The 25,701-nt window shown below is 64.1% G+C and carries 25 protein-coding genes; 2 read left to right on the top strand and 23 right to left on the bottom strand.

Annotation, left to right across the window (positions count from 1 at the left end):
• Positions 1–28: 28 nt before the first annotated feature.
• The 10 genes from DM806_RS03475 to DM806_RS03520 all read right to left on the bottom strand — a co-directional run bounded on the left by DM806_RS03475 (position 29) and on the right by DM806_RS03520 (position 9,581).
• Positions 29–469 carry an Hpt domain-containing protein gene (locus DM806_RS03475; protein WP_179041849.1) on the bottom strand — a complete coding sequence of 147 codons (441 nt, stop codon included), beginning with the start codon at positions 467–469 and terminating at the stop codon, positions 29–31.
• Positions 470–522: 53 nt separating this feature from the next.
• Positions 523–747 (bottom strand): sulfurtransferase TusA family protein, encoded by a 225-nt coding sequence (locus tag DM806_RS03480; RefSeq protein ID WP_179041850.1) that lies wholly within the window; start codon positions 745–747, stop codon positions 523–525.
• Between the two features lie 4 nt (positions 748–751).
• Positions 752–2,119: a ribosome biogenesis GTPase Der gene (gene der, locus DM806_RS03485; RefSeq protein ID WP_179041851.1), complete on the bottom strand. Its 1,368-nt coding sequence runs from the start codon at positions 2,117–2,119 to the stop codon at positions 752–754.
• A gap of 141 nt (positions 2,120–2,260) precedes the next feature.
• Positions 2,261–3,610: an outer membrane protein assembly factor BamB family protein gene (locus DM806_RS03490; RefSeq protein ID WP_179041852.1), complete on the bottom strand. Its 1,350-nt coding sequence runs from the start codon at positions 3,608–3,610 to the stop codon at positions 2,261–2,263.
• 8 nt (positions 3,611–3,618) lie between these two features.
• Positions 3,619–4,317, bottom strand: a complete 699-nt coding sequence (locus tag DM806_RS03495; protein ID WP_179041853.1) for a tetratricopeptide repeat protein — start codon at positions 4,315–4,317, stop codon at positions 3,619–3,621.
• 74 nt (positions 4,318–4,391) lie between these two features.
• On the bottom strand, positions 4,392–5,264 hold the full coding sequence (panB, locus tag DM806_RS03500; protein WP_179041854.1) for a 3-methyl-2-oxobutanoate hydroxymethyltransferase: 873 nt from the start codon (positions 5,262–5,264) through the stop codon (positions 4,392–4,394).
• Positions 5,265–5,461: 197 nt separating this feature from the next.
• Positions 5,462–7,921 (bottom strand): TonB-dependent receptor, encoded by a 2,460-nt coding sequence (locus DM806_RS03505; RefSeq protein WP_179041855.1) that lies wholly within the window; start codon positions 7,919–7,921, stop codon positions 5,462–5,464.
• Between the two features lie 165 nt (positions 7,922–8,086).
• Entirely contained in the window at positions 8,087–8,275 is a 189-nt protein-coding gene (locus tag DM806_RS03510) for a YezD family protein (RefSeq protein WP_179041856.1), read from the bottom strand.
• 95 nt (positions 8,276–8,370) lie between these two features.
• Positions 8,371–9,039 carry an RBBP9/YdeN family alpha/beta hydrolase gene (locus tag DM806_RS03515; protein WP_179041857.1) on the bottom strand — a complete coding sequence of 223 codons (669 nt, stop codon included), beginning with the start codon at positions 9,037–9,039 and terminating at the stop codon, positions 8,371–8,373.
• Between the two features lie 176 nt (positions 9,040–9,215).
• Positions 9,216–9,581: a PRC-barrel domain-containing protein gene (locus DM806_RS03520; protein WP_179041858.1), complete on the bottom strand. Its 366-nt coding sequence runs from the start codon at positions 9,579–9,581 to the stop codon at positions 9,216–9,218.
• 87 nt (positions 9,582–9,668) lie between these two features.
• Between DM806_RS03520 and DM806_RS03525 the strand changes: the two genes are divergently transcribed.
• Complete coding sequence (locus DM806_RS03525) at positions 9,669–10,097, top strand: OsmC family protein (RefSeq protein WP_179041859.1); 429 nt, start codon at positions 9,669–9,671, stop codon at positions 10,095–10,097.
• A 74-nt stretch (positions 10,098–10,171) separates the two neighbouring features.
• On the opposite strand, the gene DM806_RS03530 is transcribed toward DM806_RS03525, so the two are convergent.
• The 13 genes from DM806_RS03530 to DM806_RS03590 form a co-directional block, all read right to left on the bottom strand.
• Positions 10,172–11,050, bottom strand: coding sequence for a DMT family transporter (locus tag DM806_RS03530; RefSeq protein ID WP_372859238.1), 879 nt, complete (start codon positions 11,048–11,050; stop codon positions 10,172–10,174).
• 83 nt (positions 11,051–11,133) lie between these two features.
• Positions 11,134–11,931, bottom strand: coding sequence for a class I SAM-dependent methyltransferase (locus tag DM806_RS03535; RefSeq protein ID WP_179041861.1), 798 nt, complete (start codon positions 11,929–11,931; stop codon positions 11,134–11,136).
• A 173-nt stretch (positions 11,932–12,104) separates the two neighbouring features.
• Positions 12,105–12,836, bottom strand: coding sequence for a hypothetical protein (locus DM806_RS03540; RefSeq protein WP_372859221.1), 732 nt, complete (start codon positions 12,834–12,836; stop codon positions 12,105–12,107).
• Positions 12,837–12,897: 61 nt separating this feature from the next.
• Positions 12,898–14,430, bottom strand: coding sequence for a CpaF family protein (locus tag DM806_RS03545; protein WP_179041862.1), 1,533 nt, complete (start codon positions 14,428–14,430; stop codon positions 12,898–12,900).
• 94 nt (positions 14,431–14,524) lie between these two features.
• The gene (locus DM806_RS03550) at positions 14,525–15,097 is read right to left on the bottom strand and encodes a hypothetical protein (protein ID WP_179041863.1); all 573 of its coding nucleotides are present in this window, start codon (positions 15,095–15,097) and stop codon (positions 14,525–14,527) included.
• Positions 15,094–17,073 carry a hypothetical protein gene (locus DM806_RS03555; protein WP_179041864.1) on the bottom strand — a complete coding sequence of 660 codons (1,980 nt, stop codon included), beginning with the start codon at positions 17,071–17,073 and terminating at the stop codon, positions 15,094–15,096. The genes DM806_RS03550 and DM806_RS03555 overlap by 4 nt, the downstream gene beginning before the upstream one ends.
• Before the next feature lie 178 nt (positions 17,074–17,251).
• Positions 17,252–17,506, bottom strand: coding sequence for an ATP synthase F1 subunit epsilon (locus tag DM806_RS03560; RefSeq protein ID WP_179041865.1), 255 nt, complete (start codon positions 17,504–17,506; stop codon positions 17,252–17,254).
• Positions 17,507–17,624: 118 nt separating this feature from the next.
• On the bottom strand, positions 17,625–19,070 hold the full coding sequence (gene atpD, locus DM806_RS03565) for a F0F1 ATP synthase subunit beta (RefSeq protein ID WP_179041866.1): 1,446 nt from the start codon (positions 19,068–19,070) through the stop codon (positions 17,625–17,627).
• A 21-nt stretch (positions 19,071–19,091) separates the two neighbouring features.
• Entirely contained in the window at positions 19,092–19,976 is an 885-nt protein-coding gene (locus DM806_RS03570) for a F0F1 ATP synthase subunit gamma (protein ID WP_179041867.1), read from the bottom strand.
• A gap of 3 nt (positions 19,977–19,979) precedes the next feature.
• Complete coding sequence (locus DM806_RS03575; RefSeq protein ID WP_372859223.1) at positions 19,980–20,606, bottom strand: LysE family translocator; 627 nt, start codon at positions 20,604–20,606, stop codon at positions 19,980–19,982.
• 7 nt (positions 20,607–20,613) lie between these two features.
• Positions 20,614–22,143: a F0F1 ATP synthase subunit alpha gene (gene atpA, locus DM806_RS03580; RefSeq protein WP_179041868.1), complete on the bottom strand. Its 1,530-nt coding sequence runs from the start codon at positions 22,141–22,143 to the stop codon at positions 20,614–20,616.
• Between the two features lie 10 nt (positions 22,144–22,153).
• A complete protein-coding gene (locus tag DM806_RS03585) occupies positions 22,154–22,708 on the bottom strand; it encodes a F0F1 ATP synthase subunit delta (RefSeq protein ID WP_179041869.1) in 555 nt (184 codons plus the stop codon).
• A 188-nt stretch (positions 22,709–22,896) separates the two neighbouring features.
• The gene (locus DM806_RS03590; RefSeq protein WP_179041870.1) at positions 22,897–24,456 is read right to left on the bottom strand and encodes a S1C family serine protease; all 1,560 of its coding nucleotides are present in this window, start codon (positions 24,454–24,456) and stop codon (positions 22,897–22,899) included.
• A 112-nt stretch (positions 24,457–24,568) separates the two neighbouring features.
• On the opposite strand from DM806_RS03590, the gene ada reads away from it, so the two are divergent.
• Positions 24,569–25,666, top strand: a complete 1,098-nt coding sequence (gene ada / locus DM806_RS03595) for a bifunctional DNA-binding transcriptional regulator/O6-methylguanine-DNA methyltransferase Ada (protein ID WP_179041956.1) — start codon at positions 24,569–24,571, stop codon at positions 25,664–25,666.
• Positions 25,667–25,701: the final 35 nt, after the last annotated feature.

Genomic DNA, 25,701 nt, shown 5'->3' on the forward strand with positions numbered 1-25,701 from the left:
ATGGTCAGTTTCATTTCAATACGAAAGATTATCCGGCGCGACCGAAGGTGGCCACCGGCATGTCGGCCCGGCGGCCGAAGGTCGTCGGACGGCGTGCAGCCAGCGGGTTCGCATCGCGATCCAGCAGCGCCATCGTTTCGGTAAAGCAGGGGCGCAGGGCGACCACGGTTTCGATCAGTTCTTCCGGCCCTTCGCGCATTTCCACGCAGCGTCGTGCAGCCATCTCGATCTCTTCGGCCATGCCGCGCAGGCGATGTGCGCCGAACTGCGCCGATTCGCCCTTCAGCGTGTGCGCCGGCGTCACCAGCGCGGCGGCGTTGCGGGCGCGAAAGGCCTCTTCGATCGCATGGATCGACTTGACTCCATCTTCGCGGAAATAGCCCAGGATGCGCAGGAAGGCCGTGCCCAGTTCGCTGCGCGTGCGCGAAAACTCGGTCCAGTCCACCAGCTCTGTCTGTAGATGAAGCACCCGCCACTCCCTATTGTGCCGGGCCAAAATAGACTGTGCGTGTAAACGGCGGGTTAAAGTGTGTGACCATTTCCCCTGCGTAGGGAGAAACGCTGGTCGCCGAGCCGGGCGAAATCCCATTGATTTTGTTGGGCCAGCGCCGCCAGTTCGGCGGGCGCGATCGGATCGTCCGCTTCGATGATGATGGCATCTGCCTCGCGCATCGCCCGCGCCGCGCGCAGGACCGGCCAGGGACATTTCATGCCCCTGGCGTTTACTGCAACCGGATCGGACGCCATCGCTCTACTTCGTCGCGAACGGATTCTTCTGGCTCCGCAGCGTCAGCCGCACCGGCACCGCGCCGAAGCCCAGTTCTTTGCGGATGCCGTTCACCAGATAGCGGCGATAGCTTTCGGGCAGTTCGTCCAGTCGCGTCCCAAACAGCACGAACGTCGGCGGACGAGTCTTGTTCTGGGTGATGTAGCGCAGCTTGATCCGCTTGCCACCCGGCGCCGGTGGCGGATTGGCCTCCAGCGCGGTTTCGAACCAGCGGTTCAGGATGCCGGTGGACACGCGTTGCGACCAGGCCGTGCGCGTTTCGAAGGCGACATGGATCAGGTCGTCCAGACCTTTGCCCGTTGCGGCCGACACGGTCATGATCGGCACGCCGCGCACCTGCGCAAGGCCGTCCGACAGGGCCTGCTTGATGCCTTGATAGAGGGCCGACCCATTTTCCACCGTGTCCCACTTGTTGAGGGCGATGACGAGCGCACGGCCTTCCTCCAGCACCCTGTCGGCGATGCGCAGATCCTGCGCTTCCAGCCCGCGCGTCGAATCGAGCAGCAGCACGACGACCTCGGCGAAGTTCACGGCGTTCAGGCCGTCCGACACTGCCAGCTTTTCCAGCTTGTCCTGCACCTTGGCGCGCTTGCGCATGCCCGCCGTGTCGATCAGGCGGACGGGGCGCTCCAGCCCCTCGCGGTTGGTCCAGCTCCACTCGACGGCGATGCTGTCGCGGGTGATCCCGGCTTCAGGGCCGGTCAGGAGGCGGTTTTCACCCAGCAGCCGATTGATGAGCGTGGACTTGCCCGCATTGGGTCGGCCGACGATGGCGAGCTTGAGCGGCGCGCTCTCGTCATCCTCGTAAAATTCCTTCTCGTGCGCCTCACCGTCCTCACGCTCCAGATGGGGGAGAAGCGCCTGGAACAGATCGGCCAGCCCCTGGCCATGTTCCGCGGAAAAGGGGATGGGTTCGCCCAGGCCCAGACTGAAGGACTCCATGACGCCGTCGTCGGCGGCCTTGCCTTCCGCCTTGTTGGCGACCAGCACAACCGGCGCATCGTTGGCGCGCAGCCAGCGGGCGATTTCTTCGTCCAGCGGCGTGATGCCCGCGCGCGCGTCGATCATGAACAGCGCGACGTCGCAATTTTCCACCGCCGCTTCGGTCTGCATCCGCATCCGGCCGGGCAGGGACTGCGCGTCCTCATCCTCGTAACCGGCGGTGTCGACGATCGTGAAGTCGAGGCCCAGCAGGTGCGCCTCGCCCTCGCGCCGGTCTCGGGTGACGCCGGGCTGGTCGTCGACCAGCGCCAGCTTCTTGCCGACCAGACGATTGAACAGGGTGGACTTGCCCACATTGGGACGTCCGACGATGGCTACCGTGGGCAGCATGCCCGCTTCCTTCCGAGTTAAATAATGCGCTTGTCACAAACGCCGCGCTCCTGCGAAAGCGGGAGCCCAGGGTTCAAGGCCACTTGCCCGACCCTAGGCTCCTGCTTTCGCAGGAGCACAAGCTTTTTCTGGAATCGGCTTTTAGCGGAAAGCCGTCAATTTTCCATCATCGGCCAACACATAGAGCATGTTGTTGGCCACGATCGGCGACAGCGACATCGACTTGTTCATGTCGATGGTCGACTGGACATTGCCATTCGCGGGATCGACATAGACCATTTCGCCGCGCGTCGACACGACGATCAAGCGGCCGCCGGCCAGGATCGGCCCGGTCCAGCGGATCGCCTTGTCCTTCTTCTTTTCCTTCTGCCAGCGGCGCAGCTGGCTGACCCAGCGGATCTTGCCGGTGGCGCGCGCGACGCAGAGCAGGCGGGCGTCGCTGGTCACGGCGAACACCCATTCGCCCACGACGGCCGGGGTCGAAATGCCCGCGATGTTGATTTCCCAGAGGCGCTGGCCGCTGGTCAGTTCATAGCTTGCCATGCGGCCGCCCTGACCGATTGCGAAGACGCGGCCGCGATCGATAACCGGATCGGCATCGATGTCGGTCAAGGTCGCCACGGCGGTCGAAATGCTGGTGCGCGACAGCGCGTCGCCCCAAAGGCTGCGGCCATTTTCATAGCGATAGGCGGTGATTTCGCCCGAGCTATAGCCCGCGATGACCGTACCCTGCGCCGCGGCAGGGGCGGCAACGCCGAAAATGCCCGTGACCTGCAACGTGCCGCTGTCGGTCCACTGGGTTTCGCCGTCGCTCTGGTTGAGGGCGAAAATCTGGTTATCCTGGCCCATCACATAGACATGGCCGTTTTCCAGCGTCGGGGCGCCGCGCAACGGGCCGCCCGGATGCTTCTTCCAGATGATCGCGCCGTCGGAAACATTAAGCGCGAACACATCGCCAAGGCCTGTGCTGGCGAACACCCGGTCGCCCAGCACGCTGACGCCGCCGCCGAACAGCGCGCGGCCATTGCCCTTGCCTTCGGAGGGGAGGTTGGTCTGCCACAGCTTCGATCCGCTCGCGGTGTCGTAGGCGATGACATGCGCGCCGGCGTCGGTGACGAACAGTTTGCCGCCCGCGACCACCGGCGACGCCGCGAGACGCGCCTGTGGCGAGCTGCCCTCGATCTTGGTGGTCCACACCTGGGTCGGCGAACCGCCCAGCGACACATGGCCCATCGCCTTGGACGGGTCGCCGCCCGGCTGCGCCCATGCGTCATTGACATAGGGGGCGGGCAGGCTGACCGGCACGTCGGCCAGCGACGGTTCGACCTCCACGCCCTGCTCATTGGTCAGGATCGATACGCGATTGCCGACGACCGGCGTCTTGGGGCCGCCCTTCTTGCCGCCGACGATGCCGCAGCCGGCGAGCAGCGCGATCATCGCCACCATGGTCATGCTACGCCCGATCGGCGCCAGGCTCTTCATGCTTACCATGTACTCGCTTATCCTTCGCTCGGCTCAGCCGGTATCTCGACCGCATCGATACCCATGACGCCTGCCATCTGACGGGCGCGTGAACGGATCGACTGGGGCACATTGGCATCCTTGGCCAGCGCGGCGAACATCGGGCCGGCCAGATCGGTCTTGCCCATCTTCATATAGGCGATGGCGACCATTTCGCCGGCGCTGCCGAACCAGGGCGCGCCCTCGACCGCGAGCGGCTTGAGGCGGTCCACCACCTGCTGGGGCTTGAGGCTGTCATACTCCAGCGAGGTCTGGCGGATCAGCGCCAGGTCGCGATAGGGCTGATCGAGGCCGCTGTCCGCCGCCATGGCGCTATAGACGGCGATCGCGCCCTTGGCATCGCCCTTGCGCGCGGCAGCGCCCGCCTTGGTCAGCAGCGCCGAAGCGCGGTAGCCCGGCTGGCTGGCCTTGGTCAGCGCGTCGAGCTGCTTGGCGTCGGGCGTGCCGCCGCCGACCGCGGTCTGTAGCACGCTGTCCATCTGCTCGGACACAGCCTCGGACTGGGTTTTGCTGTAATGCTGCCAATAGAGCCAGCCACCGAACGCGGCGAGGCCGAGCACCACTACGACCAGCAGGGCGCGGCCATACCGTTCCCAGAAGGTCAGAAGCTGGTCCTGACGAACCGCTTCGTCCACTTCGCGCATGAAGGCTTCGCTGTTTTGCGGCGTAAGTGCCACGGGAATCTCCGAGAAATGGGTCAGACAATCTGCCGGAAGGCGCGATCAATAGCGGCGCTTATGCCACAGGCAAATCACTTTTTGGGTCGATAGACCTGTTCTTCGGTCGGAAAGGCCCGACTGCGCACGTCGGCGGCATAACGTTCGGCGGCATTGCCGATCGTTTCCGCCAGATTGGCGTAGCGTTTCACGAAGCGGGCCGTGCGCTCGAACATGCCCAGCATATCCTCCGCCACCAGCACCTGCCCGTCGCAGCGGGCCGATGCGCCGATGCCGATCACCGGCACGTCGACGCTGGCCGTGATGGTGTCGGCCAGTTCCTCCATCACGCCCTCGACCACCATCGAGAAGGCGCCGGCGGCCGCCACGGCGCGGGCGTCGCCCAGTATCTTGGCATGTTCCTCCTGGCTCTTGCCGCGCGCGCCATAGCCGCCCAACGCGTTGACCGCCTGCGGGGTGAGGCCGATATGCGCCATCACCGGAATGCCGCGCTGGCCGAGGAAGCGGATCGTCTCCGCCATCGCCTCGCCGCCTTCCAGCTTCACGCCCGCCGCGCCCGTTTCCGCCATGATCCGGCTGGCGCTGGCGAAGGCCTGTTGCGGCGATCCCTCATAGCTGCCGAAGGGCATGTCGACGATCACCAGGCTATGATAGCTGCCCCGCACCACGGCTGCGCCATGGGCGATCATCATGTCGAGCGTGACGGGCAGGGTGGAGGGCAGGCCATAGATCACCTGGCCCAGCGAATCGCCGACCAGCAGCATGTCGCAATGCGGATCGAGCAGTTGCGCCTGTCGCGCCGTATAGGCGGTCAGCATCACCAGCGGTTCCGCCGTCTGTCCTTCGAACTTGCGCCGCTGGATGGCGGGCACGGTCAGGCGCTTCATCGGCGCAGGCGTGGGGTTGGCGCGGCTGGTGGCGGTGTCGATCGTGAAGGTCGTGGACATGGTGGCGCTCTACCCCAGCGGCGGGCGGGGCGCAAATGCCGGAAGGCCGGGAGCGGCCCGTTGTGGGACCGATCCCCAACTGTTGCGGACGTGGGCGCGGCACGCCGCGTGCGGTTCTTGTAGTTGTGGGGCACGGAACACCGCGCCCCGTCTTTGAGGTTGTGGGCGCGGCAGGCCGCGCCCACGGGGGTGAGCCGTCAGAAGGAGAATTTGATCGTGCCGCCCCAGGTCTGCGGATCGCCGACCTGACCGGCAATCAGGCCGGTGTTGCCCGGCGCAACCTGGAGATTTTCGATATAGTTGACGTTGAAGGCGTTGCGGACCCAGCCGAAGATGTCGAACCCTTCGCCGCGGAAGCCGGCGCGGACGTTGGTCAGCGCATAGCCCTTCACTTCCGTGTAGATCGACGGCGAGGCGTTCGAATTCCAGTGCGAGCGATAATTGCCGTCGACGCCGAGATAGATCTGGCCTTCCTTCGCCAGCAGCGTGACCGGGATGTTATATTCTGCGCCGTAGGAGAAGGCCCATTTCGACACGCCGGGCAGACGGTCGCCCGAAATGTCGCACTGGCGCGGGCTGAGCGTACCGGGGACGCCCGCATTGGAGTAATCCGGCGTGGCGCCGGACGGCTGCAACGTGCCGCCCGACAGTTCGGGCGGGCAGGGGGCGTTGGTGAACTTCTTGTACTTCGCATCGGTATAGGCGCCGTTGGCGTAGGCGGTGAAGCGGTCGCTGGCGACGACCTTGAAGTCCGCTTCGATGCCCTGCGACCGGACCTTTTCCGCATTGGCAAGATAGCCGCGCACGGTGCCGAACTGGCCGCCATTCACCGTCGCCTGGAAATTCTTGATGTCAGTGCGGAAGGCGGTCAGGTTGAAGGTCGCCCGACGATCCCAGAACTGGGTCTTCAGGCCGATTTCGTAATGATTGACCGATTCCGGCTTCACCGTGCCGGCATCATAATTGACCGTATTGTCGGCATTGAGCGGCAGGCCGTTCTGGTTGATGCCCAGCGTCTTGAAGCTCTTCGCATAGGTCGCATAGGCCAGGACGTCCTGCGCGACCTTGTAGTTGACGTTGAAGTCGTAGGTGAAGTTCCAGGCGCTGTCCGACGGCGAACTGATCTGCGGCTGATAGACGCCGCACTGCGCGGCCAGATCCGATCCGGCGGTCGGGGTCGGCGTGCAGGAAATGACCTGGCCCTGACCGTTGGTGACGATGCGCTGATAGAAGCCCGACTTCTTGTCGTAATTCAGGCGCGCCCCCGGCTGGATGGTCAGCGCGTCCGTCACCTTCCAGCTGACCTGGCCGAACAGCGCAGCGCTGTCGGCTTTCAGCCATTGCGTATTGCTGGCGGTCAGCCCCTGCAGGATAGCGGGGTTGGTCGCCTGCGTGCCGGTCAGGCTCCAGCGGCTTGCGTCCGCGCCCTGCTGCTCGGTCCCCTGGGTGTCGATCCGCTGCTTGAAACCGAACAGGCCGACGACGAAGTCGATCTTCTGGCTTTCGTAATTGTAGCGGAATTCCTGGCTATACTGGTCCTGCTGCGACGGGTTCTGCGACTTGGAGACGATCGACAGACCGGTGAAGTCGCGGTCATTCTCCGGCTTCCAGTCCCAGAAGCGCCAGGCCGTGACCGATGTCAGGGTGCCGGGGCCGACGTTCCAGACCGCCTTGGCCGACGCGCCGCCGATCTTGTTGCCCGCGTTCAGGTTGCTGTCGAGATCGGTCAGGCGATCATAGGGGTTACGGCTTGGCACGGCATAGTTGCGGCCGGGATTAGCGGCGTTGATCGCGGCGACCAGCGCGTCATATTGACGGGTAAGCGCGCGCTGAGTCTTGCCCACGCGCACGAAGGTGGTGCCGCAGCACTCCGGATCCTGCTTGCTGTAATCGCCCGAGAGGGTGAGGCTGAAATCGTCGCTCGGCTTGAACAGCAACTGGCCGCGAATGCCCAGATTGTCCTGCTCGTTGATCCAGCGCTGGCTGGTCACATTGTAGAGCGTGCCCCGGCGGCTGGTCGCGGCGACCGCGATGCGGGCGGCGATCGTGTCGGTCAGCGGGCCGGAGACGGCGGCCTTCGCCTGCTTGTAGTTGAGATTGCCGACGGTCAGTTCGGCGCGGCCCTCGAAATCGAAGGTCGGCTGGTTGGTCGTGATGTTGATCGCGCCGGCCGTGGTGTTCTTGCCGTAGAGCGTGCCCTGCGGACCGCGCAGCACTTCGACCTGGTTGACGTCGAGGAAGTCGAACGTCGCCGCAGCGACACGCGAATTATAGACGTCGTCGACATAGATGCCGACGCCCTGTTCGAAACCGTCGCTGGTCAGGCCGAACGGCACGCCAAGGCCGCGGATATTGACCGATGTGTTGCGGGGGTTGGTGGTGTAGACCTGAAGCGTGGGCGCCAGTTGCTGGAGCTTCACGATGTTGAAATTGCCGGTGGCCTCGATGCTGTCGCCCTTGACGACCGAGATGGCCAGCGGCACTTCCTGCGCGGTTTCCTGGCGACGGCGCGCCGTGACCAGGATCACCTCGCCACGGATATTGCTTTGATCGACTCCGTCCGTAGCGGGCTCAGGCACGCTGTCCTGCGCATGAACGCTTGGCACGGCAATGGACGCGCCCGCCACGCTGGCGAGCAACAAGAAACGCGCAATCATGATATTCCCCTCTGATCCGGCTGTCCGGTGGTTGATAATCGCGGCTTCTTCGGTGATCCGATGAAGACCGCAGGTTGGGAATGATGACCCTGTGTCGCGGCTCACCCCCAGGCCGCATGGGCCGCGTTGCGCGCAGCCCATTATTCTATTGCCCCCTTGCCCCCGTCAGGAGGTGAGGCGCGTCTTTTCCGTCACGTCGATCTGCACCACGCGCGCGTCATGCACGGTCAGCGTGATCGATCCGAAACGCAGATCCTGCAGCACGTCGCGCACCTTCTCGATGCTGGCGATGATGTCCACGCGCTGCGCTTCGCTGCGTCCGTTGCGAAAATCTATCGGTCTTTGATCAGTCATGAGCACCTCTTGCTGCCCTATTATCTCAACTTTTAAAGTAGACAAAAAATGAAAAATAAGGGGCGGCCAAGTTTGTCTTGTTCCGCCCCGGTTGGTCAGCCCGATGCCTGCATGTCAGTCACTAAAGGGCGATGCGTCGCCCGGCCGATCGCCGACGGCCCGGACTCGCTTTTCCGTGTGCCGGCGTCGCTGCCCTCGATCAGCCGTTCGAGCAGTTCCTGCCCGAACTGCCAGTCGCCCAGTTGGGATTCGGCGTTGATGTGGCCGCAATGACCCGCGTCGATGAACTGGCTACCCCAATATTTGCCCATGCTGTGCGCGCGTTCGAAGAAGATATAGGGATCGTCCCGGCTTGCCACGAGGATGGACGGAAAGGGCAGTTGCGACCGCGGCACCGGTCCGAAATTGCCGATCGTGTCGGGGGTTTCCACCCGGTCGCAATCGGGTGGCGCCACCAGCAGCGCGCCGATCACCGGCCAGCCATAGGCCTGGCTCTGCAAGGCGCCCCACCAGGCGACGGTGATACAGCCCAGGCTGTGGGCGGCGAGGATGACCGGACCGTCGATCTCGCGGATCGCGGCATCGAGTCGCGTGACCCAGGCGTTGCGATTGGGACTGGACCAACGGCCCAGTTCCACCCGCTGGCAATCGCCGCGGCTTTGTTCCCACCGGCTCTGCCAATGGCCCGGACCGCTATTGTTGAGGCCAGGAACCGTCAGAACGACGGGTTGTCTCGTCCTGCTCGTGCTTCCGAATCGGTCCATGGTGGATTCTCCTTATCCTCTCTTTCAAGGATATGACTAACTCTATTTCTAGAGTAGACAATTGGCAAGCGACAAAATGTGTCGGAAATTAGGCAGCCGGTGGGCTTCGCTGGGCCGGATAGGACGAGGGGCGCCCGGCTCATGCCGGACGCCCCTCGTCCTATCGTCCACCAGGCTCACCAGGGGTAGATAAGCCCGTAATATTGATAGACATTCCGGCCATAGCCATCGTCATAGTCGGGCCGTTCGTCGGCCAAGTAGCGCGGCGCATTGTCCAGCAGCTGCTTGTCCAGATCGACGACATAGCCGCCCTTGTCGACGGCATAGCTCAGCATCGACCAGGGGAGGGGATAATGGTCGTTTCCCATCCCCAGAAAGCCGCCGAAGGACAGCACCGCATAGCGGACCTGCCCACTGCGCTTTTCCACCATGAAGTTGGATATCTTGCCGAGCCGTTCGCCCTGCCGATTATAGACGGCGGTGCCCTCGACCCGGTCGGATGCGATCAGGTCGCCACGATTTTCCATCGTCGGGTCAGTCATTGTCACTCTCCTGCATGAATTGCTCTATTCTATCGCAACCATGAGGGACCGCTGGGGTTCCTCCGGCTCATCACAAGGAGCATCGGCATGAAGATCAATCGCAGCGGTTCGGCAGTCTGGACTGGCGGCCTCAAGGACGGAAAGGGCGCCATCTCGACCCAGAGCGGCGCGCTCAGCGCCTATCCCTATGGCTTTGCGACCCGCTTCGAGGGGCAGCCGGGCAGCAACCCCGAAGAACTCATCGCCGCGGCCCATGCCTCCTGCTTCACCATGGCGCTCTCGCTGATCCTGGGCGAGGCCGGGCTGACGGCGGAAAAGATGGAGACGAACGCGGTCGTCACGCTGGAACAGCAGGATGGCGGCTTTGCCGTGACGGCCAGCAAGCTGACGCTCAAGGCGACGATCCCTGGCGCGGACGACGCGACCTTTCAGGAACTGGCCGGCAAGGCGAAGGCGAACTGCCCCATCTCCAAGCTGCTGAAGGCGGAAATCAGTCTTGAGGCGGAACTGCTGTAGTGATTTCGAGTGAAATGGAACATTTCACGGCTTGGAAATCACGGAAAACAAAAGGAATAAGTGCCTGCTCCGACTCAATTTGATGGAACAGGCTCTGGTCTGACGATCGGGCGCCTGGCGCGGACATGTTCGCGCCAGGCGATATAGAGGCCGCTGGCGATGATCAGGGTCGCACCGATCCAGGTCGTCGCCATCGGCCAATCCTCGCCGATCGCCACGCCCAGCAAGGTGGTCCAGATGATCGCGCTATAATCCATCGGCAACACCACCGACACCGGCCCCCAGCGCAGCGCGGCGGTCAGGCATAGCTGCGCGATGCCGCCGAACAGGCCGATCGTCAGCAACAGACCCCAGGTCGTCGCATCATGCGCCTGTGCGAAAAAGGGCATGGCGATTCCCAGCGGGACCATCGACAGGGCGGTGAACCAGAAAACGACAACGCCCGCTGCTTCGGTCCGCCCCAGTTCCCGCAATAGCAGGCTGACGCTGGCGGTGACGAGCGCGGCGGCGATCGCCACCGCTACGCCCTGCACCGGGAAATGACCGCCATCGGGACGGATCATCACCAGCACGCCGACAAAGCCGATCAGCACCGCGCTCCAGCGATGCACGCCCGTCACTTCGCGCAGAATCAGTGCCGACAGGATCGTGCCGAATATCGGCATGGTGAAGCCGATCGTCGCGGCTTCGGCTGGCGGCAGCAGGATATAGGACAGGAAATTGAGCAGCATTCCGGTCAGGCCCAGCATCATGCGGCTGGCATGGATGCGGATGCGGCGGGTGCGAATGGTCTGCAGCCCGCCTGCCATCGCGACCCATGCCAGAACCACCGGCAGCGCCAGCGCCTGCCGGTAGAAAAGCGATTCGACCACATGCACGCCATGCTCGCTCGCCAGCCTCACGGTAATGAACATCACCGACAGGCAGATGACGGCGGTAAGGCGCAGCGCGATGGCAAAGAGCGGGCGGTGGGGGCGGGCGGCAGTCACGCCCCCGCCTTAGTCCCGTTCCGTCCATGTGCAAGGCAAAGGGGCGTTTACGCCGCCGGCTTGCGGAATTTCAGCGTCATCCGGTCGCTCTCGCCGATGGCCAGATATTTGTCCTTGTCGACATCCTTCTGGCTCAGCGTCGGCGGCAGGGTCCAGACGCCCTTGGGCCAATCGGCCGTGTCCCTGGGGTTGGCATTCACTTCCGACGCGCCGACATAGTCGAAGCCGGCGGCTTCCGCGATCCGGCGGATGGTGGAGACCTTCAGATAGCCGCTGCTCTTTTCCAGCGCGGTGTCGCGGTCCTCGGGCAGGCGATGGTCGACAACGCCCAGCGTGCCGCCGGGCTTGAGCATGGCAAAGAAGGCCTTGAAGGTCGCCCCCTCGGTCCCGCCCATGACCATGTTATGGACGTTGCGGAAGGTCAGCACCGTATCGACGCTGTTCGCCGGGATGCTGGCTGTATCCTCGGGATAAGCCACAAGCTTGACCTTGCCATAGACTTCGGGCTTGGCGGCGAGGAAATTCCTGTAGCCGTCCAGATAGCGGCCGGTCGGTTGCAGCGCATAGAATGTGCCCTTGCCGCTCAGCAGCGGGGCCAGGATTTCCGTGTACCAGCCGCCGCTCGGGCTATATTCTACCACCGTCTGGCCGGGCTTGACGCCGAAGAAGGCGAGGGTTTCGGCCGGATGGCGATATTTGTCGCGGGCAGTGTTGGTGGCAGTGCGGCTGGGGGCCGCAATCGCGGCCGCGATCGGGTCGGCGGCCTGATGGTGGCCGGCATGCTGGGCGACAGCGGCGCCAAGGGGCAGCAGGGCGGCGGCGGCAAGCAGGAGGGGAAGGCGCATCGGGCAATCCTCTTGTCGTGATGATCGTGCGCGAAGATGTGCCTGCTCCCCACCTGCCTGACAAGCGATTAGAGTGTTTTTCAGGCAGGTGCGATCACCTGCCGGCTCGGAAAACGCGGTGAATAAAGGCCTGGAGCCGCTTCCGAACCGACGCAATCGGATCGGAAGCTGCCCTAGAATTCGCGGATCACTCTTATCCCGGCGTTGGGTCGGAACACCCCGCCATGCGGCCGTTCGGCCCCCAGGCCGGCCTGGACATTGACCTTGGCCGCCAGTCGCTGGTGGATCTGCGGCATGGCGAGGACATAGCCCTCCGATCCGCCGCGATAATTAAGCTCCAGGCCCAGCACCTGCCCGTCCACACTGTCGTAGAAGATCGAATGGTTGACGATGGCGGCATTGCGCCCATGTCCGCCCGAAAGGGAGACATCGCCCAGGCCTGCCATCGACACGCTGCTCCAGCGGTCATTGTAGCGGTGGGCCAGCATGTAGGCGAAGCTGCTGCGATACTGGCCGGCTTCGCGATCGTAGATGCCCAGATATTGCACGCCATGGGCGCTGCGGCCGCCGTCGAACGTGCCGAACGCGGCCTGAAGGCCCAGCTTCAGTTCGACCAGCTTCCCGTCCTCGAAGGGCAGCTCGCCCTCGATCGCAAAGCCGTCGGTCAGCGCATATTCGACTTCGGGAGCCCACTGGATCGTATCGTCGGGGCCGGACAGGGGCGTCGTGGCGAGGATGTTGGCCTCCATCTCGCCCCGCTTCGCACCCAGCGGCCGCATCATGTCGAAGACCATGGGTTCGGGAACATGGGGGTAGTCGGTTTCGGCTTTAGCGGGCGACCAGAGGCCGATAAAAAGCAACGCCACCCCGTGGCGGACGGGATGGCGTATGGTTCGTCGAAACACTGATGACTCCCTGCATCGTTGCAACTCATGCACTTACGCAGGGAGGCAGTCCTTTATTCCCTTAGAGGCAGGCCTCCAGAAACGGCTGGTCGAACCCGAACATGCGCGCCTTGTCGAGCGTGTAGGGACGCAGGCCCATGGAGCGATATTCGCCGACGATCTTCCCGCTTTCATCCTCGTCATGATATTCGAACTTGAACAGTTCCTGGGTGACGATGACGTCGCCTTCCATGCCGATCACCTCGGTCACGTTGGTGACGCGGCGCGAGCCGTCGCGCAGGCGCTTCACCTGCACGATCAGGTCGACCGAATCGGCGATCTGCTTGGAAATGGCTTCCTTAGGGATCTTGATGTCGCCCATCAGGATCATATTCTCCATACGGCCCAGGCATTCGCGTGGGCTGTTGGAGTGGAGCGTACACATGGAGCCGTCATGGCCCGTGTTCATCGCGGCGAGCAGGTCGAAACATTCCGCGCCACGAATTTCGCCCAGGATGATGCGGTCGGGACGCATACGCAGGGCGTTCTTCACAAGGTCGCCGATGGTGATCGCGCCTTGCCCTTCCAGGTTCGGCGGGCGGGTTTCCAGCGGCAGCCAGTGTGGCTGCTGAAGGCGGAGTTCGGCCGCGTCCTCGATGGTCAACACGCGCTCGCCCGGATCGATCATCTTCGACAGGGCGTTGAGCATCGTCGTCTTGCCCGAACCCGTACCGCCCGAAATGACGATGTTGAACCGGCACGCGCCCGCAATCTTCAGCGCCGTCGCCATTTTGGGCGACATAGCACCCCATCCGGCGAGCATGTCGATGGTGATCGGCTTGGCGGAAAATTTACGGATCGAAATGGCCGTGCCGCGCAGCGAGAGTGGCGGCACGATCACGTTGACGCGGGAGCCGTCGGGCAGGCGGGCGTCGGCCAGCGGCGTGGTCTGGTCGACGCGGCGGCCGACCTTGTTCACGATACGCTGGGCGATCTGGAACAGATGCTCCTCATCGCGGAACTTGATCGGCGCGATCTGAAGCTTGCCCTTCTTTTCGATATAGGTCTGGTCCGGGCCGTTGACCATGATGTCGGTCACGTCCGGGTCGGACAGCAACTCTTCCAGCGGGCCGAGGCCCAGCAGTTCGTCGACCAGCACCTTTTCCAGCGCGAATTGTTCGCGCCGGTTGAGCGTCAGCTTCAACTCCGCCAGCACTTCCATGATGATCGGGCGGAATTCCTCGGCCAGTTCATCCTTGGTCAGCGTCGCGGCGGCTTCAGGATCGACACGCTCCAGCAGGCGGGGGAGCACCTGCTCCTTGATCTTGTGGACGCTGGCCTCGAAACCCTGCGGCCCGGCGTCGGGCACATGTTCGGCATTGGCGCGTTCGGACAGGCGCGACATGGCGTCGGCATTGCGCTGCATCTGGCTGGTAGGCGCCGACAGCGGGTCGAAAGGCGCCTCGGCGGGCAGCGACGCTATATCGAGCGGGGGGAACTGGTCGCCCCCGCGGGGGGCTTCCTCGCGCGCTGCCGCGCCACCCTGCATTGGGCGGGCCACGCCAAAGCCGGGCTTGATCCCGGCAGGTCCATTCTTCCGTCCAAAGGCGCTCATATGTCTCCGCCGTAATTTTCTGGCCGGCCCTGCGAACCCGAAAGGGCCGGCCCTCTATGGTGAAGGTGAATAGGTTGGAAACTTTGATAAAAGGCTAATGGGCCTCGGCGGTCGGCGCCCGCGCCGTTACGAAGCGCGGATCGGCGCCGAACCAGCCGCCGATCATGCGCCCGCCGTCCAGCAGCCGACGGCCCTGCGGCGTGATATGGATGTGGCCCCGTTCGACCCGGATATTGCCTGACAGCCCCTGTTCCGCGATGCGCCGGTCGATCTGCCGCATCTCGCCCAGATATTCGCGCACATAGACCTGCTCCAGTGCGCGCGCGTCCAGTTCCCCATCCTGCCGCTCGATCCGAGCAAGCAGAAACATGGTGATGGACCGGTCGAACGTGACGGGAAACACGATCAGGAAGCTGATGTTGAACGCCAACGACAGGGCGACGGCGCCGATGATTGTTGGCCCGTCCAGCGCGTGGCGGCGGGCGAGAAGGATGGCGGCCACCAGCATCATTCCGGCTGCGATGGCGGCCAGCGCGACGCCCCGGTAGAAAAGGATCGCCATGCCGCCCAACAGGGGGCTGCGGATCAGGGCCAGGTAGAGCGCGAAGCCCAGCAGGACCGCGCCGGCATAGATTGCTGCAAGAAGGCTGATCTGGCGAAGGGTCATGGCTGTATGTCCTGCCTCGGCGTGCCGATACATATTGCGGAAGTGCGATAGACGCAGCGGATGGCGGGCGGCGGACCGCCGGCTCTGCTCCAGACCGGATCGCGCCGGGTGAAGAGAAAATAGTCGACCCCGGCGGCGCGCGCGCTCTTGTAAAGATCGGCTCGGCTCGATGGGCCAGTGAAAACCGGGGCAAGCACGGCCATGCGTTGGTTCACCAGCGATTTGCTGGCGCCGAACAGCATGGCTTCTTCATCCGCTACCGCCGGCCAATGACGTCCGTACAGGCCGAAATCGAGCGCGCGGTAGTCCAGGCCCGGATTATGCTGGAGGACGGCATCCGGGGGCAGATGGGCGTCGGCCCAGCTATAGGCGCCGCGCATGGCATGATCCCATTCAGGATGGGCATTCTGCTTCAGCAGGGGCGTGGGGAAAAGCGGCGGGCGGATGACGCGCAGGCCCGCAATATCCCATATGGTCGCGAGCAGCCCCAGGACGAGCAGCAGGATCATCGGCGGGGAAAGCGCACGCAGTGAGGGCAGCCTCTGCGCGACGGCGATCGTCCAGATCATCGCCGCGAGTTGGGCGAACAGGATCGAGCGCCAGCCCAGATCATTGTTGATGATGGTTGATCGAACGAAGCTGGCCATTATCAGGGAAATGATGGTCGTCAGCAGCAGGAGCCGCCGGACCGGCTGGTCGTCCCTCCAGCCCTTGCCTTGGGACAGCCAGAAATAGCCGGCGCCCAATGCAAAGACGCCGAACTCCATGCCGTAATTCAGGGGGAGAAGGACGGCGCGCATCAACTGCTGCGGCCACGCTTCCCCATAGGCGATCACGGAGAAATACCGCACTTCGAGGCCGACAGGCACTTCGCCTGCCATTCGGCCGCGCAGCAGGTCGACCAATTGTGGCAGGATGGCGAGGACGGCGATCAGCCCGGCGGCACATAGGCGGCCATCCCGCCTGGACAGGGCGGTGAGCGCCCAGATGACGAGTACCGGCGCGAGGGTGAATGCAACCCATAACGAAGCGCCGAACATGGTCGCGAAGGCTATTCCGGCCCCGGCCACCAGCCGGTTGCGATGAGCCTCTTCGCTTTCGCCCGCGCGCACGGCCAGCAGCATTCCGGTCCATCCGGCGACCAGCGCGGTGACATGATGCGGCACCCACAGGGTGGAGGTGGCAAGGAAGCGGACCTCCTCATTCCACTGGTCCACCATCGGCTTCACCGTGCCGCTGCCGAGGAAGCGAAACAGCATGAACAGCAGATCCGCGCCGGCGACGAAGCAGAACAGAATCGCCAGCAGCGCGACGCGCCGTTCGCGACCCGGATCGATGAATTTCGCTTCAGCCGCGATCCGCCAGAGCAGGGCCGGCACGGCAATGCCGGTCCAGAAGGCAGTCGCTGCGACGGCCATCGGCGCACTGACGTGCGTGCCGCCGATCCAGCGCACCATGGCGGGCCAGATATAGAAATAATGATAATAGCCGGCGATGCCGCCCCGAGCGAAGAAGGGGTCGGGGAAGGGGATGTCGTGCCGCGCGATCTGCTCCGCTACGGCCGCATGCTTGACCATGTCATAGGCGATCAGGCTTTGATAGAGGCGGCCGCCCTGGTCATAATCGGCATAGCTCCAGGCGCAGATGAGCCACCAGAGGAGCGCTATGGCGAGAGCAAGGATCAACCTCCGCCAGCGCGGCGCGTGCGGGCGAAGGAACGGCACGCCATAAGCGGCCAGCAGGACGGCGACGGCCATTGCCGCAGGGATGCCGGCGAATCGGATGACAAGGGCGTTGACGGCGGGGAGGATGGCGATTGCCAACAAGCTCGCCCATCCCGCCCTCTGCCAGAATGAGATGGCAGCGCAGCGGGGCATGATCAGCCGCAGCAGGCCCGCGCCGGGCAGGTAGAAGATGAACGGGGCGATCAGGGTGCCGAGGGCGAAGCCCGTCAGATCCTGAAGCAGATATGTCATAAGGCCTCCCTCGCAACGAGCGGCCTAAGCGACGAAGTTTAACTTTCTGCTAACCACGATGGCAAGGGCGGCCGGGCGCTCTGTTCTGGAGGTCATGCATGTAGGCGCGGAATCGAAAAGGGGCGACTTGCCGTTGCAAGCCGCCCCTTCGATAACCGGACCTGAAAGTCGCGCTGTGTCAGCCCGCCTTTTCGGCCAATACCGTCAGACCCTTTTCATTCACTTCGGCAAAGCCGCCCTCGACCGGAATGATTTCCGGTGCGGCGCCGGCCGTTGCGAAGATCTGGATCGCGCCGTCGCGGATGGTCGACATGAAGGGCGCATGGCCTTCCAGCACGCCGAAGTCGCCGTCGGTGCCGGGGACGACCACCTGATAGACTTCCTCCGAGCGGAAGAGCTTTTCCGGGGTCACGAGTTCGAAATGCAGTGCCATTTTTCTCTATCTCCCCCCTCCCTTTAGGGAGGGGTCGGGGGAGGGGATGTCTGCGGAGAGCTGTGGTTACACGCCCTCCCCTAGCCCCTCCCGCAAGCGGGAGGGGAACAGGTTCAGCTTACGCCGCCTCAGCAGCCAGCTTCTTTGCCTTCGCGACGGCTTCGTCGATGCCGCCGACCATGTAGAAGGCGTTTTCGGGCAGATGGTCATATTCGCCTTCGACCACGGCCTTGAACGACTTCACCGTGTCTTCGATCTGGACGAACTTGCCCGAGATGCCGGTGAAGACTTCCGCGACGTGGAAGGGCTGCGACAGGAACTTCTGGATCTTGCGGGCGCGGGCGACCGTGACCTTATCCTCTTCCGACAGCTCGTCCATGCCCAGAATGGCGATGATGTCCTGCAGCGACTTGTACTTCTGCAGGATCGACTGGACGGCGCGGGCGGTGTCGTAATGTTCCTGACCCACGGTGCGCGGTTCCAGAACGCGGCTGGTCGAATCCAGCGGGTCGACCGCCGGATAGATGCCCAGTTCCGAAATGGCGCGGTTGAGAACGGTCGTCGCGTCCAAGTGCGCGAAGCTGGTCGCCGGCGCCGGGTCGGTAAGATCGTCCGCGGGAACGTACACGGCCTGAACCGAGGTGATCGACCCCTTGTTGGTCGAGGTGATGCGTTCCTGCAGCGCGCCCATGTCGGTCGACAGGGTCGGCTGATAGCCCACCGCTGAAGGAATACGGCCGAGCAGCGCCGACACTTCAGCGCCCGCCTGGGTGAAGCGGAAGATGTTGTCGACGAAGAACAGCACGTCCTGATTTTCGACGTCGCGGAAATATTCGGCGATGGTCAGACCCGACAGGGCGACGCGCGCACGGGCGCCCGGCGGCTCGTTCATCTGGCCATAGACCAGCGCAACCTTGGAGCCTTCGCTGATCGCATTGCCGTCGGCGTCCTTGGCGATAACGCCGGCGTCGAGGAATTCGTGATAGAGGTCGTTGCCCTCGCGGGTACGTTCACCGACGCCCGCGAAGACCGAGGTGCCGCCATGGCCCTTGGCGATGTTGTTGATCAGTTCCTGGATGAGAACGGTCTTGCCGACGCCGGCGCCGCCAAACAGGCCGATCTTGCCGCCCTTGGCGTAGGGGGCCAGAAGGTCGATGACCTTGATGCCCGTAACCAGGATCGAGCTTTCGGTCGACTGGTCGACGAATTCCGGGGCCTTGGCGTGGATGGGCGACTTGAGTTCGGTCAGAACCGGTCCGCGCTCGTCGATCGGCTCGCCGACGACGTTCAGGATGCGGCCGAGCGTGGCCGGGCCGACGGGCACGCTGATCTGCGCGCCGGTGTCGGTGACTTCCTGACCGCGGGTCAGACCCTCGGTCGAGTCCATCGCGATGGTGCGGACGGTGTTTTCACCCAGATGTTGGGCGACTTCCAGCACCAGGCGCTGGCCATTATTGCTGGTTTCCAGCGCCGAAAGGATCGACGGGAGCGCATCGGGGAAGGTCACGTCGACGACGGCGCCGATGACCTGCGAAATGCGGCCTACATTGTTGGTGGTTGCCATGACTTATGTCCTTGCCTGCACTTAAAGGGCTTCGGCGCCCGAAATGATTTCGACGAGTTCGGTGGTGATCGCGGCCTGGCGGCCACGGTTATACTGAATGTTCAGCTTGTTGATGAGGTCGCCAGCATTGCGGGTCGCATTGTCCATGGCGGTCATCGATGCGCCCTGTTCGGACGCGTTGTTTTCCAGCAGCGCCTTGAAAATCTGCACCGTCACGTTGCGCGGCAGCAGGTCGTCCAGAATGGCTTCCTCGCTCGGTTCATATTCCACCGTCGCGGCGATCGCGTTGCGGTCGGCGTCGGCCGGGATCTTCACGGGGATGATCTGCTGTTCGGTCGGGATCTGGGCAAGAGCCGACTTGAAGCGCGAGTAGAAGAGGTGAGCGACGTCGAACTTGCCGTTCAGATACATGTCGGTCAGTTCGTGCGCCACGGCCTGTGCCTGGGCGAAGCCCGGTTCCTTGGTGCCGGTGGTGTCGTAATTGGCGACGATCTGGCCGGGGAAGGTGCGGTTGATGACCGGACGACCCTTGCGGCCGATCAGGTAGAAGATGACCTTCTTGCCTGCTTCTTCCAGCTCGCGCGCCTTGAGGATCGCGGCCTTGACGATGTTGGCGTTAAACGCGCCGGCCAGGCCACGATCGGAGTTGGCGACGACCAGCAGATGGACCTCGTCCTTGCCAGTGCCGGCCAGCAGCGGGGAGGCGCCTTCGCCCGAACCGCCCGCAATCTTCGATGCCAGCGAGGCGACGACCGCTTCCAGACGGCTGCTATAGGGGCGAGCGGCTTCCGCAGCGGCCTGCGCCTTGCGCAGCTTCGCGGCGGCGACCATCTGCTTCGCCTTGGTGATCTTTTGCGTCGACTTCACTGAGTCGCGGCGGATCTTCAGTTCTTTCAAGCTGGGCATAATTCAGACATTCCGAGCAAGGGCCAGACGGCCCGCGAGACCAAAGAAACCGACGCCCATGGCGCCTTCGAACCAGCGCATCGCGCTGCTTTGACCGACCCTGCGTCCGGCCTTTGTGGCAAGCGCCGCCAGCAGCGCGCACCAGACGAAGCCCAGCACATAGACGATCGCGATCAGCAACATGCCCTGCCACGGCGCGTCTGGGCCGGTGCCGACGAACTGCGGCAACGCGGCGAGGAAGAAGATTGCGACCTTCGGGTTCAGCACGGTGCTGATGAACCCCTGCGTGAAGGGCGATCCGCCGATGCGGACCTTCGCCTCAGTCGATGCCGGTGCGGGCTTGATAGCGCCGCGCAGCAGGCCAAGGCCCATCCATGCCAGATAGAGCGCGCCTGCGATCTTCACCGCCATGAACAGCCCCGGCACCGCGTTCAGCACGCTGAGGAAGCCGAAGCCGCACAGCAGCATGTAGAACAGGCCGCCCAGCTGGATGCCGCCAATCGCCGCCATCCCCGCCCTCAGCCCGCGGCGCGCTGCGTGACCGGCCACCAACATGGTGTCCGGTCCCGGCAGCAGCACCAGACCGATCGACATCACGGTCCAGGCAAGAAGGGAATGGGCGGTCAGCACGTCCTGTTTACGCGAAAGTCTTGCCGAACGAGTCCAGCGCAGCCTTCAGCTTGCTCTTCGCATCGTCGCCCAGATCCTTGCTGTCGCGGATGGCGGTCAGCACGTCGGCATGGTCGTGACGCAGATAGGCGAGCATCAGCTCTTCATAACGGGTCACGTCCTTGACCGCGACCTTGTCGAGATAGCCGTTGGTGCCGGCGAAGATCGACGCGGTCTGCTCTTCGAAGGGCAGGGGCGAGAACTGTGCCTGCTTCAGCAGTTCGGTCAGGCGCGCGCCACGGTTCAGCAGCTTCTGGGTCGACGCGTCGAGGTCCGAACCGAACTGGGCGAAGGCCGCCATTTCGCGATACTGAGCCAGCTCCAGCTTGATCGAGCCGGACACCTTCTTCATCGCCTTGGTCTGCGCGGCGGAACCGACGCGCGACACCGACAGGCCGACGTTGATGGCCGGACGGATGCCCTGGTAGAAGAGGTTGGTTTCGAGGAAGATCTGGCCGTCGGTGATCGAGATCACGTTGGTCGGGATGTACGCCGAAACGTCGCCCGCCTGCGTTTCGATGATCGGCAGCGCGGTCAGCGAGCCATTGCCGTTGGCGTCGTTCATCTTGGCCGCACGCTCCAGCAGGCGGCTATGCAGGTAGAAGACGTCGCCCGGATAGGCTTCGCGGCCCGGAGGACGACGCAGCAGCAGCGACATCTGGCGATAGGCGACGGCCTGCTTGGAAAGGTCGTCATAGACGATCACGGCGTGCATGCCGTTGTCGCGGAAGAATTCGCCCATGGTGACGCCGGTATAGGGCGCCAGATACTGAAGCGGAGCCGGCTCCGAAGCGGTCGCGGCGACCACGATCGAATATTCCATCGCGCCATTTTCTTCGAGCTGCTTGACGATCTGCGCGACGGTCGAGCGCTTCTGGCCGACGGCGACGTAGATGCAGTAGAGCTTCTTGCTCTCGTCATCGCCCGCGTTGATGCCCTTCTGGTTGATGAAGGTGTCGATCGCGACGGCGGTCTTGCCGGTCTGGCGGTCGCCGATGATCAGTTCGCGCTGGCCGCGGCCGACGGGCACGAGGGCGTCGATCGCCTTGAGGCCGGTCTGCACGGGTTCATGCACCGACTTGCGGGGGATGATGCCCGGCGCCTTGACTTCGACGCGCTTGCGCTCGGTATACTGGATCGGGCCTTTGCCGTCGATCGGGTTGCCAAGGCCGTCCACGACGCGACCCAGCAGACCCTTGCCGACGGGAACGTCGACGATGGTGCCGGTGCGCTTGACGACATCGCCTTCCTTGATCTCGGCGTCCGAGCCGAAGATCACGACGCCGACATTGTCGGCTTCGAGGTTGAGCGCCATGCCCTGCACGCCATTGGCGAACTCGACCATTTCGCCCGCCTGGACGTTGTCGAGGCCATGGACGCGGGCGATGCCGTCACCCACGGTCAGCACGGAACCGACTTCGCTCACCTGCGCTTCGGTGCCGAAATTGGCGATCTGGTCCTTGATGACCTTCGAAATTTCTGCGGCGTTGATATCCATGTTCAGCCTTTCAGCCTTTCATCGCGTGGGCGAGCGTGTTCAAACGGGTGCGGATAGAGGAATCGATCATCTGGCTGCCGATCTTGACGACCAGCCCGCCCAGGATCGCGGGGTCGACCTTGGCATCGACCGCGACTTCGCGACCGACACGGGCCTTCAGGCTCTTTTGCAGAGCGGTGATCTGGGGCTTGCTGAGCGGGTGGGCGCTCGTCACTTCGGCGCGGGCCTCGCCCTTATGATTCGACAGCAGCGTTTCATAGGCGCGGATAACCGCAGGAAGCTGGGCCAGACGACGGTTCTGGGCGAGCACGCCCAAAAATTTCGCCGTCAGCGCATCGATCCCCATGGAGGATGCGACGGCGGCAATCGTCTTGCCTGCTGCGTCGCGGCTCAGCACGGGGCTGTTGATCAGCCCTTTGAAATCGACCGATTCGGCCACTGCCGCCTTGAGGGCGCGGAGGCTGTCCGCCACCGTGTCGAGCGAATTTGCATCGCGCGCCAGATCGAACAGCGCCACCGCATAGCGGCCGCTGAGGCTGGCCTGAATACCGCCGCTAGTCTCCACGCGCTTACCGTCCTCCACTTGATTTGCAGATCATGCAAAAAAGAGGGGCGCGGTTTGATGCCGTCCCGAGCCCCTGATGTCGGGCCGGTTAGCAGCGCGATTATGACTATGCAAGTCATGTGACGCGATTCCATCGATAGTGTGAAATCGCGGCTATTTGCCTGAGTATTTACGCTGCGACGAATCGGTTATTCGGCAGGATCGGCCGGGGCAAGCCGACCCTTCTGGCAATGATAGATGATCCGTTCATTTGGCTGGGCCGGAAGCAACGCTGTCATGTCGCTCTGGAGCGTCGCGATCCGCGCCAGCAGGTCGGATTCGCTGCCGCAGCCCCTGACCGGCTTATCCTTCAGGAGGGCACGCGCCTTGTCCATGGTGTCGATGTCGGGCAGCCAACGCTGGACGCGCAGCGTGCCGGTCGCCGGGTCGAACTGGCTTGTCGATACATAATTGGCGTCGTCGGGGACGGTGGGGCGCTGCCACTGGGTGCCGACCGACACATATTGGCTGTCGCCATTGACGCAGCCGCCCTCCGACCAGTTGAAGCCGACGTCATTTGGCTGCGACACGGTGAGGCGGCTGCGGTTGATATCGACCTTGCAGACATTGTCGCCGGTCCAGGCGAAGGCGCCATTAGCGGTCACGCCCTTGTCGTCGGGCAGCTTGATCCGCTCGTCGATGCTGGAAAAGCTGGGTTTCAGGAAGAAGAGGCCGAGCGCCAGGAACAGCAGCACGCCGCCGCTCGCCAGGAACCAGGTCGCCTTCTTCTCCTTGCCTTGGGTGTAGAACAGGCCGCCAGCGCCCAGGCCCAGCACCGCGAGCGCCAGGAAGACCGCCGCGCCCGCCATCGCATTTTCGCGGGCGGTGATGACGTCGCGCTCGGCATCGTCGCGCGCCTTGGTCAGCGCCTGTTCGCGCGCATCGGCGCTGGCGCGGGTCTTCTGCTCGCTAGCCTGCGCCTCGCGCTGGGTGAGGGCGGCGTCGGCGGCGTCGGCCTCCGCCATGGAACGGCATCCGACCACGGTGTGGAGCGAGGACACGCCCGCCTGTCGCAGGAAGGAGGCGACCTCGCGCCAGGACACGGCGAAACCGAACTCGGCGTCATTGCCGTCCGACACGGAGCCGAAGCTGTTCACGCCCAGCACCCGGCCGCAATCGTCGACCAGCGGGCCGCCGCTATTGCCTGCGGCGAGCGGTGCGGTGTGGAGAATCGTGTCGAAGCTCTGGCTCGCCCGCCCGGAGGAGATGTTGCCGCTGGTCTTCACCGTCGCCAGCGGCTCGACCAGCTGCTTGAGGCCCAGCCCCTGTGCCCGGTCGACCGTGCCGGGATAGCCGATCGCGGTTACATGCTGCCCGTCGGTGACGGCGCCGGCGTAAAAGGTGCTGACCGGCAGGCGGCCTTCTTCCAGCTGGATGAGGGCGAGGTCGTTGCCCGGCGAATAGGCGATGATTCGCCCGCCATAGGTCTTGGTCCCTTCGGACGGGATCACGCCGATGACGAGATTCTTTTCCTCACGCGCCAGTTCGACGACATGGGCGTTGGTCAGCACCTTGTCCGGCGCGACGGCAAAGCCGCTGCCATGGCCGACGAAATAGGCGTCAGACCCGTCGGTCGCGACCAGCGCGACGCGCACCACGCCGCGCGCCGCAGCGGCGATATCCTGTTGTTCGGCATGCAGCGATGCGGGCGCGATCAGCGCCAGGGTGAAGCCAAGGATAGGGGCGAAGCGGCGGAGGAAGGGGACCATCGTGGCGCATTCATATGCAATGGCTGGCGCGGCGCAATCGGGAAAAGCCAAAATGCTTTGAGGGCAAGGCGCGGGAAGCATGGCGGGCGGCCGTCATCTATCCCATATGATCATGAACCAGATGACTCGCCTTTCGACCGTAACGCCGGCCCAGACCCCTGCGATGCCCCCCGCGATGCCCGATGCCGATGCGTGCTGGGACGCTTTTCTGCGGCGCGACCGGGCGATGGACGGGCGCTTCGTCGGCTGCGTCGCCACCACCGGCATCTATTGCAAGCCCAGCTGCGCCGCGCGCCACCCGAAGCGGGAGAATATGTCCTTCCTGCCCGATCCGGCGGCGGCGCGGGCGGCGGGGTATCGTGCTTGCCTTCGCTGCCGCCCGGACGAGATCGGGCGCGATCGGCTGGCGGTCGGGAAGGCCATCGCCCTGATCGAGGCAGCAGAGGAGGCGCCCCGGCTGGACGAGATCGCCGATCATGTCGGCTATGCCCCGCATCATTTCCATCGCCTGTTCAAGCGTGAGACCGGCCTGACCCCCGCCGCCTATGTACGCGGTCTTCGCACCGAAAGGCTGAAGGCCGCGCTGGACCAGGGCGGCAGCGTGACGGAGGCGATTTACGAGGCGGGCTATAATGCGCCCAGCCGCGCCTATGCCGATGCGGAAAAGCATCTGGGCATGACCCCCACGGCATGGAAGGATGGCGGGCGCGGTGCGACGATCCGCTGGCGCATCATCGACAGCAGCCTTGGCCCGGTGCTGGTGGCGGCGACGGACAGGGGGCTGTGCCGCATCAGCTTTGGCGAGGGCGAGGCGGAATTGCGCGGTCGTTTCCCTCATGCGGATATCCGCCCGGCCGATCCGGCGCTCGACGCGATGGCGCAGCGGGTCGCGGCGCTGGTCGACGATCCCGCCGCTGGCGCGGACCTGCCCATCGACGTGCGCGGGACGGAGTTCCAGCAGGCGATCTGGGCTGCCTTGCGCGCCATCCCGCCCGGCGAGACGCGCAGCTATGGCGATATCGCCGCCGCGATCGGTCGCCCCGGCGCGGTGCGGGCGGCGGGCACGGCTTGTGGCGACAATAACCTCGCCATACTCATTCCCTGCCACCGCGTCGTGCGCAGCGACGGCAGCATGGGCGGCTATGCCTGGGGGCTGGACCGCAAGCAGGCGCTGCTCGCCCGCGAAGGCGCCCAAGTAGCTGGCAAGTAGCGGGAAGATAGCCTCTTTTCTTCCGTTCCCGGCTC

The sequence above is a fragment of the Sphingobium lactosutens genome (assembly GCF_013393185.1).
GTDB classification, from domain to species: domain Bacteria; phylum Pseudomonadota; class Alphaproteobacteria; order Sphingomonadales; family Sphingomonadaceae; genus Sphingobium; species Sphingobium lactosutens_A.

Excerpts from the sequence above, each read along its gene's own strand:
- DM806_RS03550 (WP_179041863.1), bottom strand. The coding sequence starts at position 15,097 with ATGACCCTTCGCCAGATCAGCCTTCTTGCAGCAATCTATGCCGGCGCG.
- DM806_RS03545 (WP_179041862.1), bottom strand. The coding sequence starts at position 14,430 with ATGAGCGCCTTTGGACGGAAGAATGGACCTGCCGGGATCAAGCCCGGC.
- DM806_RS03510 (WP_179041856.1), bottom strand. The coding sequence starts at position 8,275 with ATGACTGATCAAAGACCGATAGATTTTCGCAACGGACGCAGCGAAGCG.
- DM806_RS03555 (WP_179041864.1), bottom strand. The coding sequence starts at position 17,073 with ATGACATATCTGCTTCAGGATCTGACGGGCTTCGCCCTCGGCACCCTG.
- DM806_RS03570 (WP_179041867.1), bottom strand. The coding sequence starts at position 19,976 with ATGCCCAGCTTGAAAGAACTGAAGATCCGCCGCGACTCAGTGAAGTCG.
- DM806_RS03560 (WP_179041865.1), bottom strand. The coding sequence starts at position 17,506 with ATGGCACTGCATTTCGAACTCGTGACCCCGGAAAAGCTCTTCCGCTCG.
- DM806_RS03525 (WP_179041859.1), top strand. The coding sequence starts at position 9,669 with ATGAAGATCAATCGCAGCGGTTCGGCAGTCTGGACTGGCGGCCTCAAG.
- DM806_RS03535 (WP_179041861.1), bottom strand. The coding sequence starts at position 11,931 with ATGCGCCTTCCCCTCCTGCTTGCCGCCGCCGCCCTGCTGCCCCTTGGC.
- ada (WP_179041956.1), top strand. The coding sequence starts at position 24,569 with ATGAACCAGATGACTCGCCTTTCGACCGTAACGCCGGCCCAGACCCCT.
- DM806_RS03520 (WP_179041858.1), bottom strand. The coding sequence starts at position 9,581 with ATGACTGACCCGACGATGGAAAATCGTGGCGACCTGATCGCATCCGAC.
- atpA (WP_179041868.1), bottom strand. The coding sequence starts at position 22,143 with ATGGATATCAACGCCGCAGAAATTTCGAAGGTCATCAAGGACCAGATC.
- panB (WP_179041854.1), bottom strand. The coding sequence starts at position 5,264 with ATGTCCACGACCTTCACGATCGACACCGCCACCAGCCGCGCCAACCCC.
- atpD (WP_179041866.1), bottom strand. The coding sequence starts at position 19,070 with ATGGCAACCACCAACAATGTAGGCCGCATTTCGCAGGTCATCGGCGCC.
- DM806_RS03590 (WP_179041870.1), bottom strand. The coding sequence starts at position 24,456 with ATGGTCCCCTTCCTCCGCCGCTTCGCCCCTATCCTTGGCTTCACCCTG.
- DM806_RS03515 (WP_179041857.1), bottom strand. The coding sequence starts at position 9,039 with ATGGACCGATTCGGAAGCACGAGCAGGACGAGACAACCCGTCGTTCTG.
- der (WP_179041851.1), bottom strand. The coding sequence starts at position 2,119 with ATGCTGCCCACGGTAGCCATCGTCGGACGTCCCAATGTGGGCAAGTCC.
- DM806_RS03490 (WP_179041852.1), bottom strand. The coding sequence starts at position 3,610 with ATGGTAAGCATGAAGAGCCTGGCGCCGATCGGGCGTAGCATGACCATG.
- DM806_RS03480 (WP_179041850.1), bottom strand. The coding sequence starts at position 747 with ATGGCGTCCGATCCGGTTGCAGTAAACGCCAGGGGCATGAAATGTCCC.
- DM806_RS03505 (WP_179041855.1), bottom strand. The coding sequence starts at position 7,921 with ATGATTGCGCGTTTCTTGTTGCTCGCCAGCGTGGCGGGCGCGTCCATT.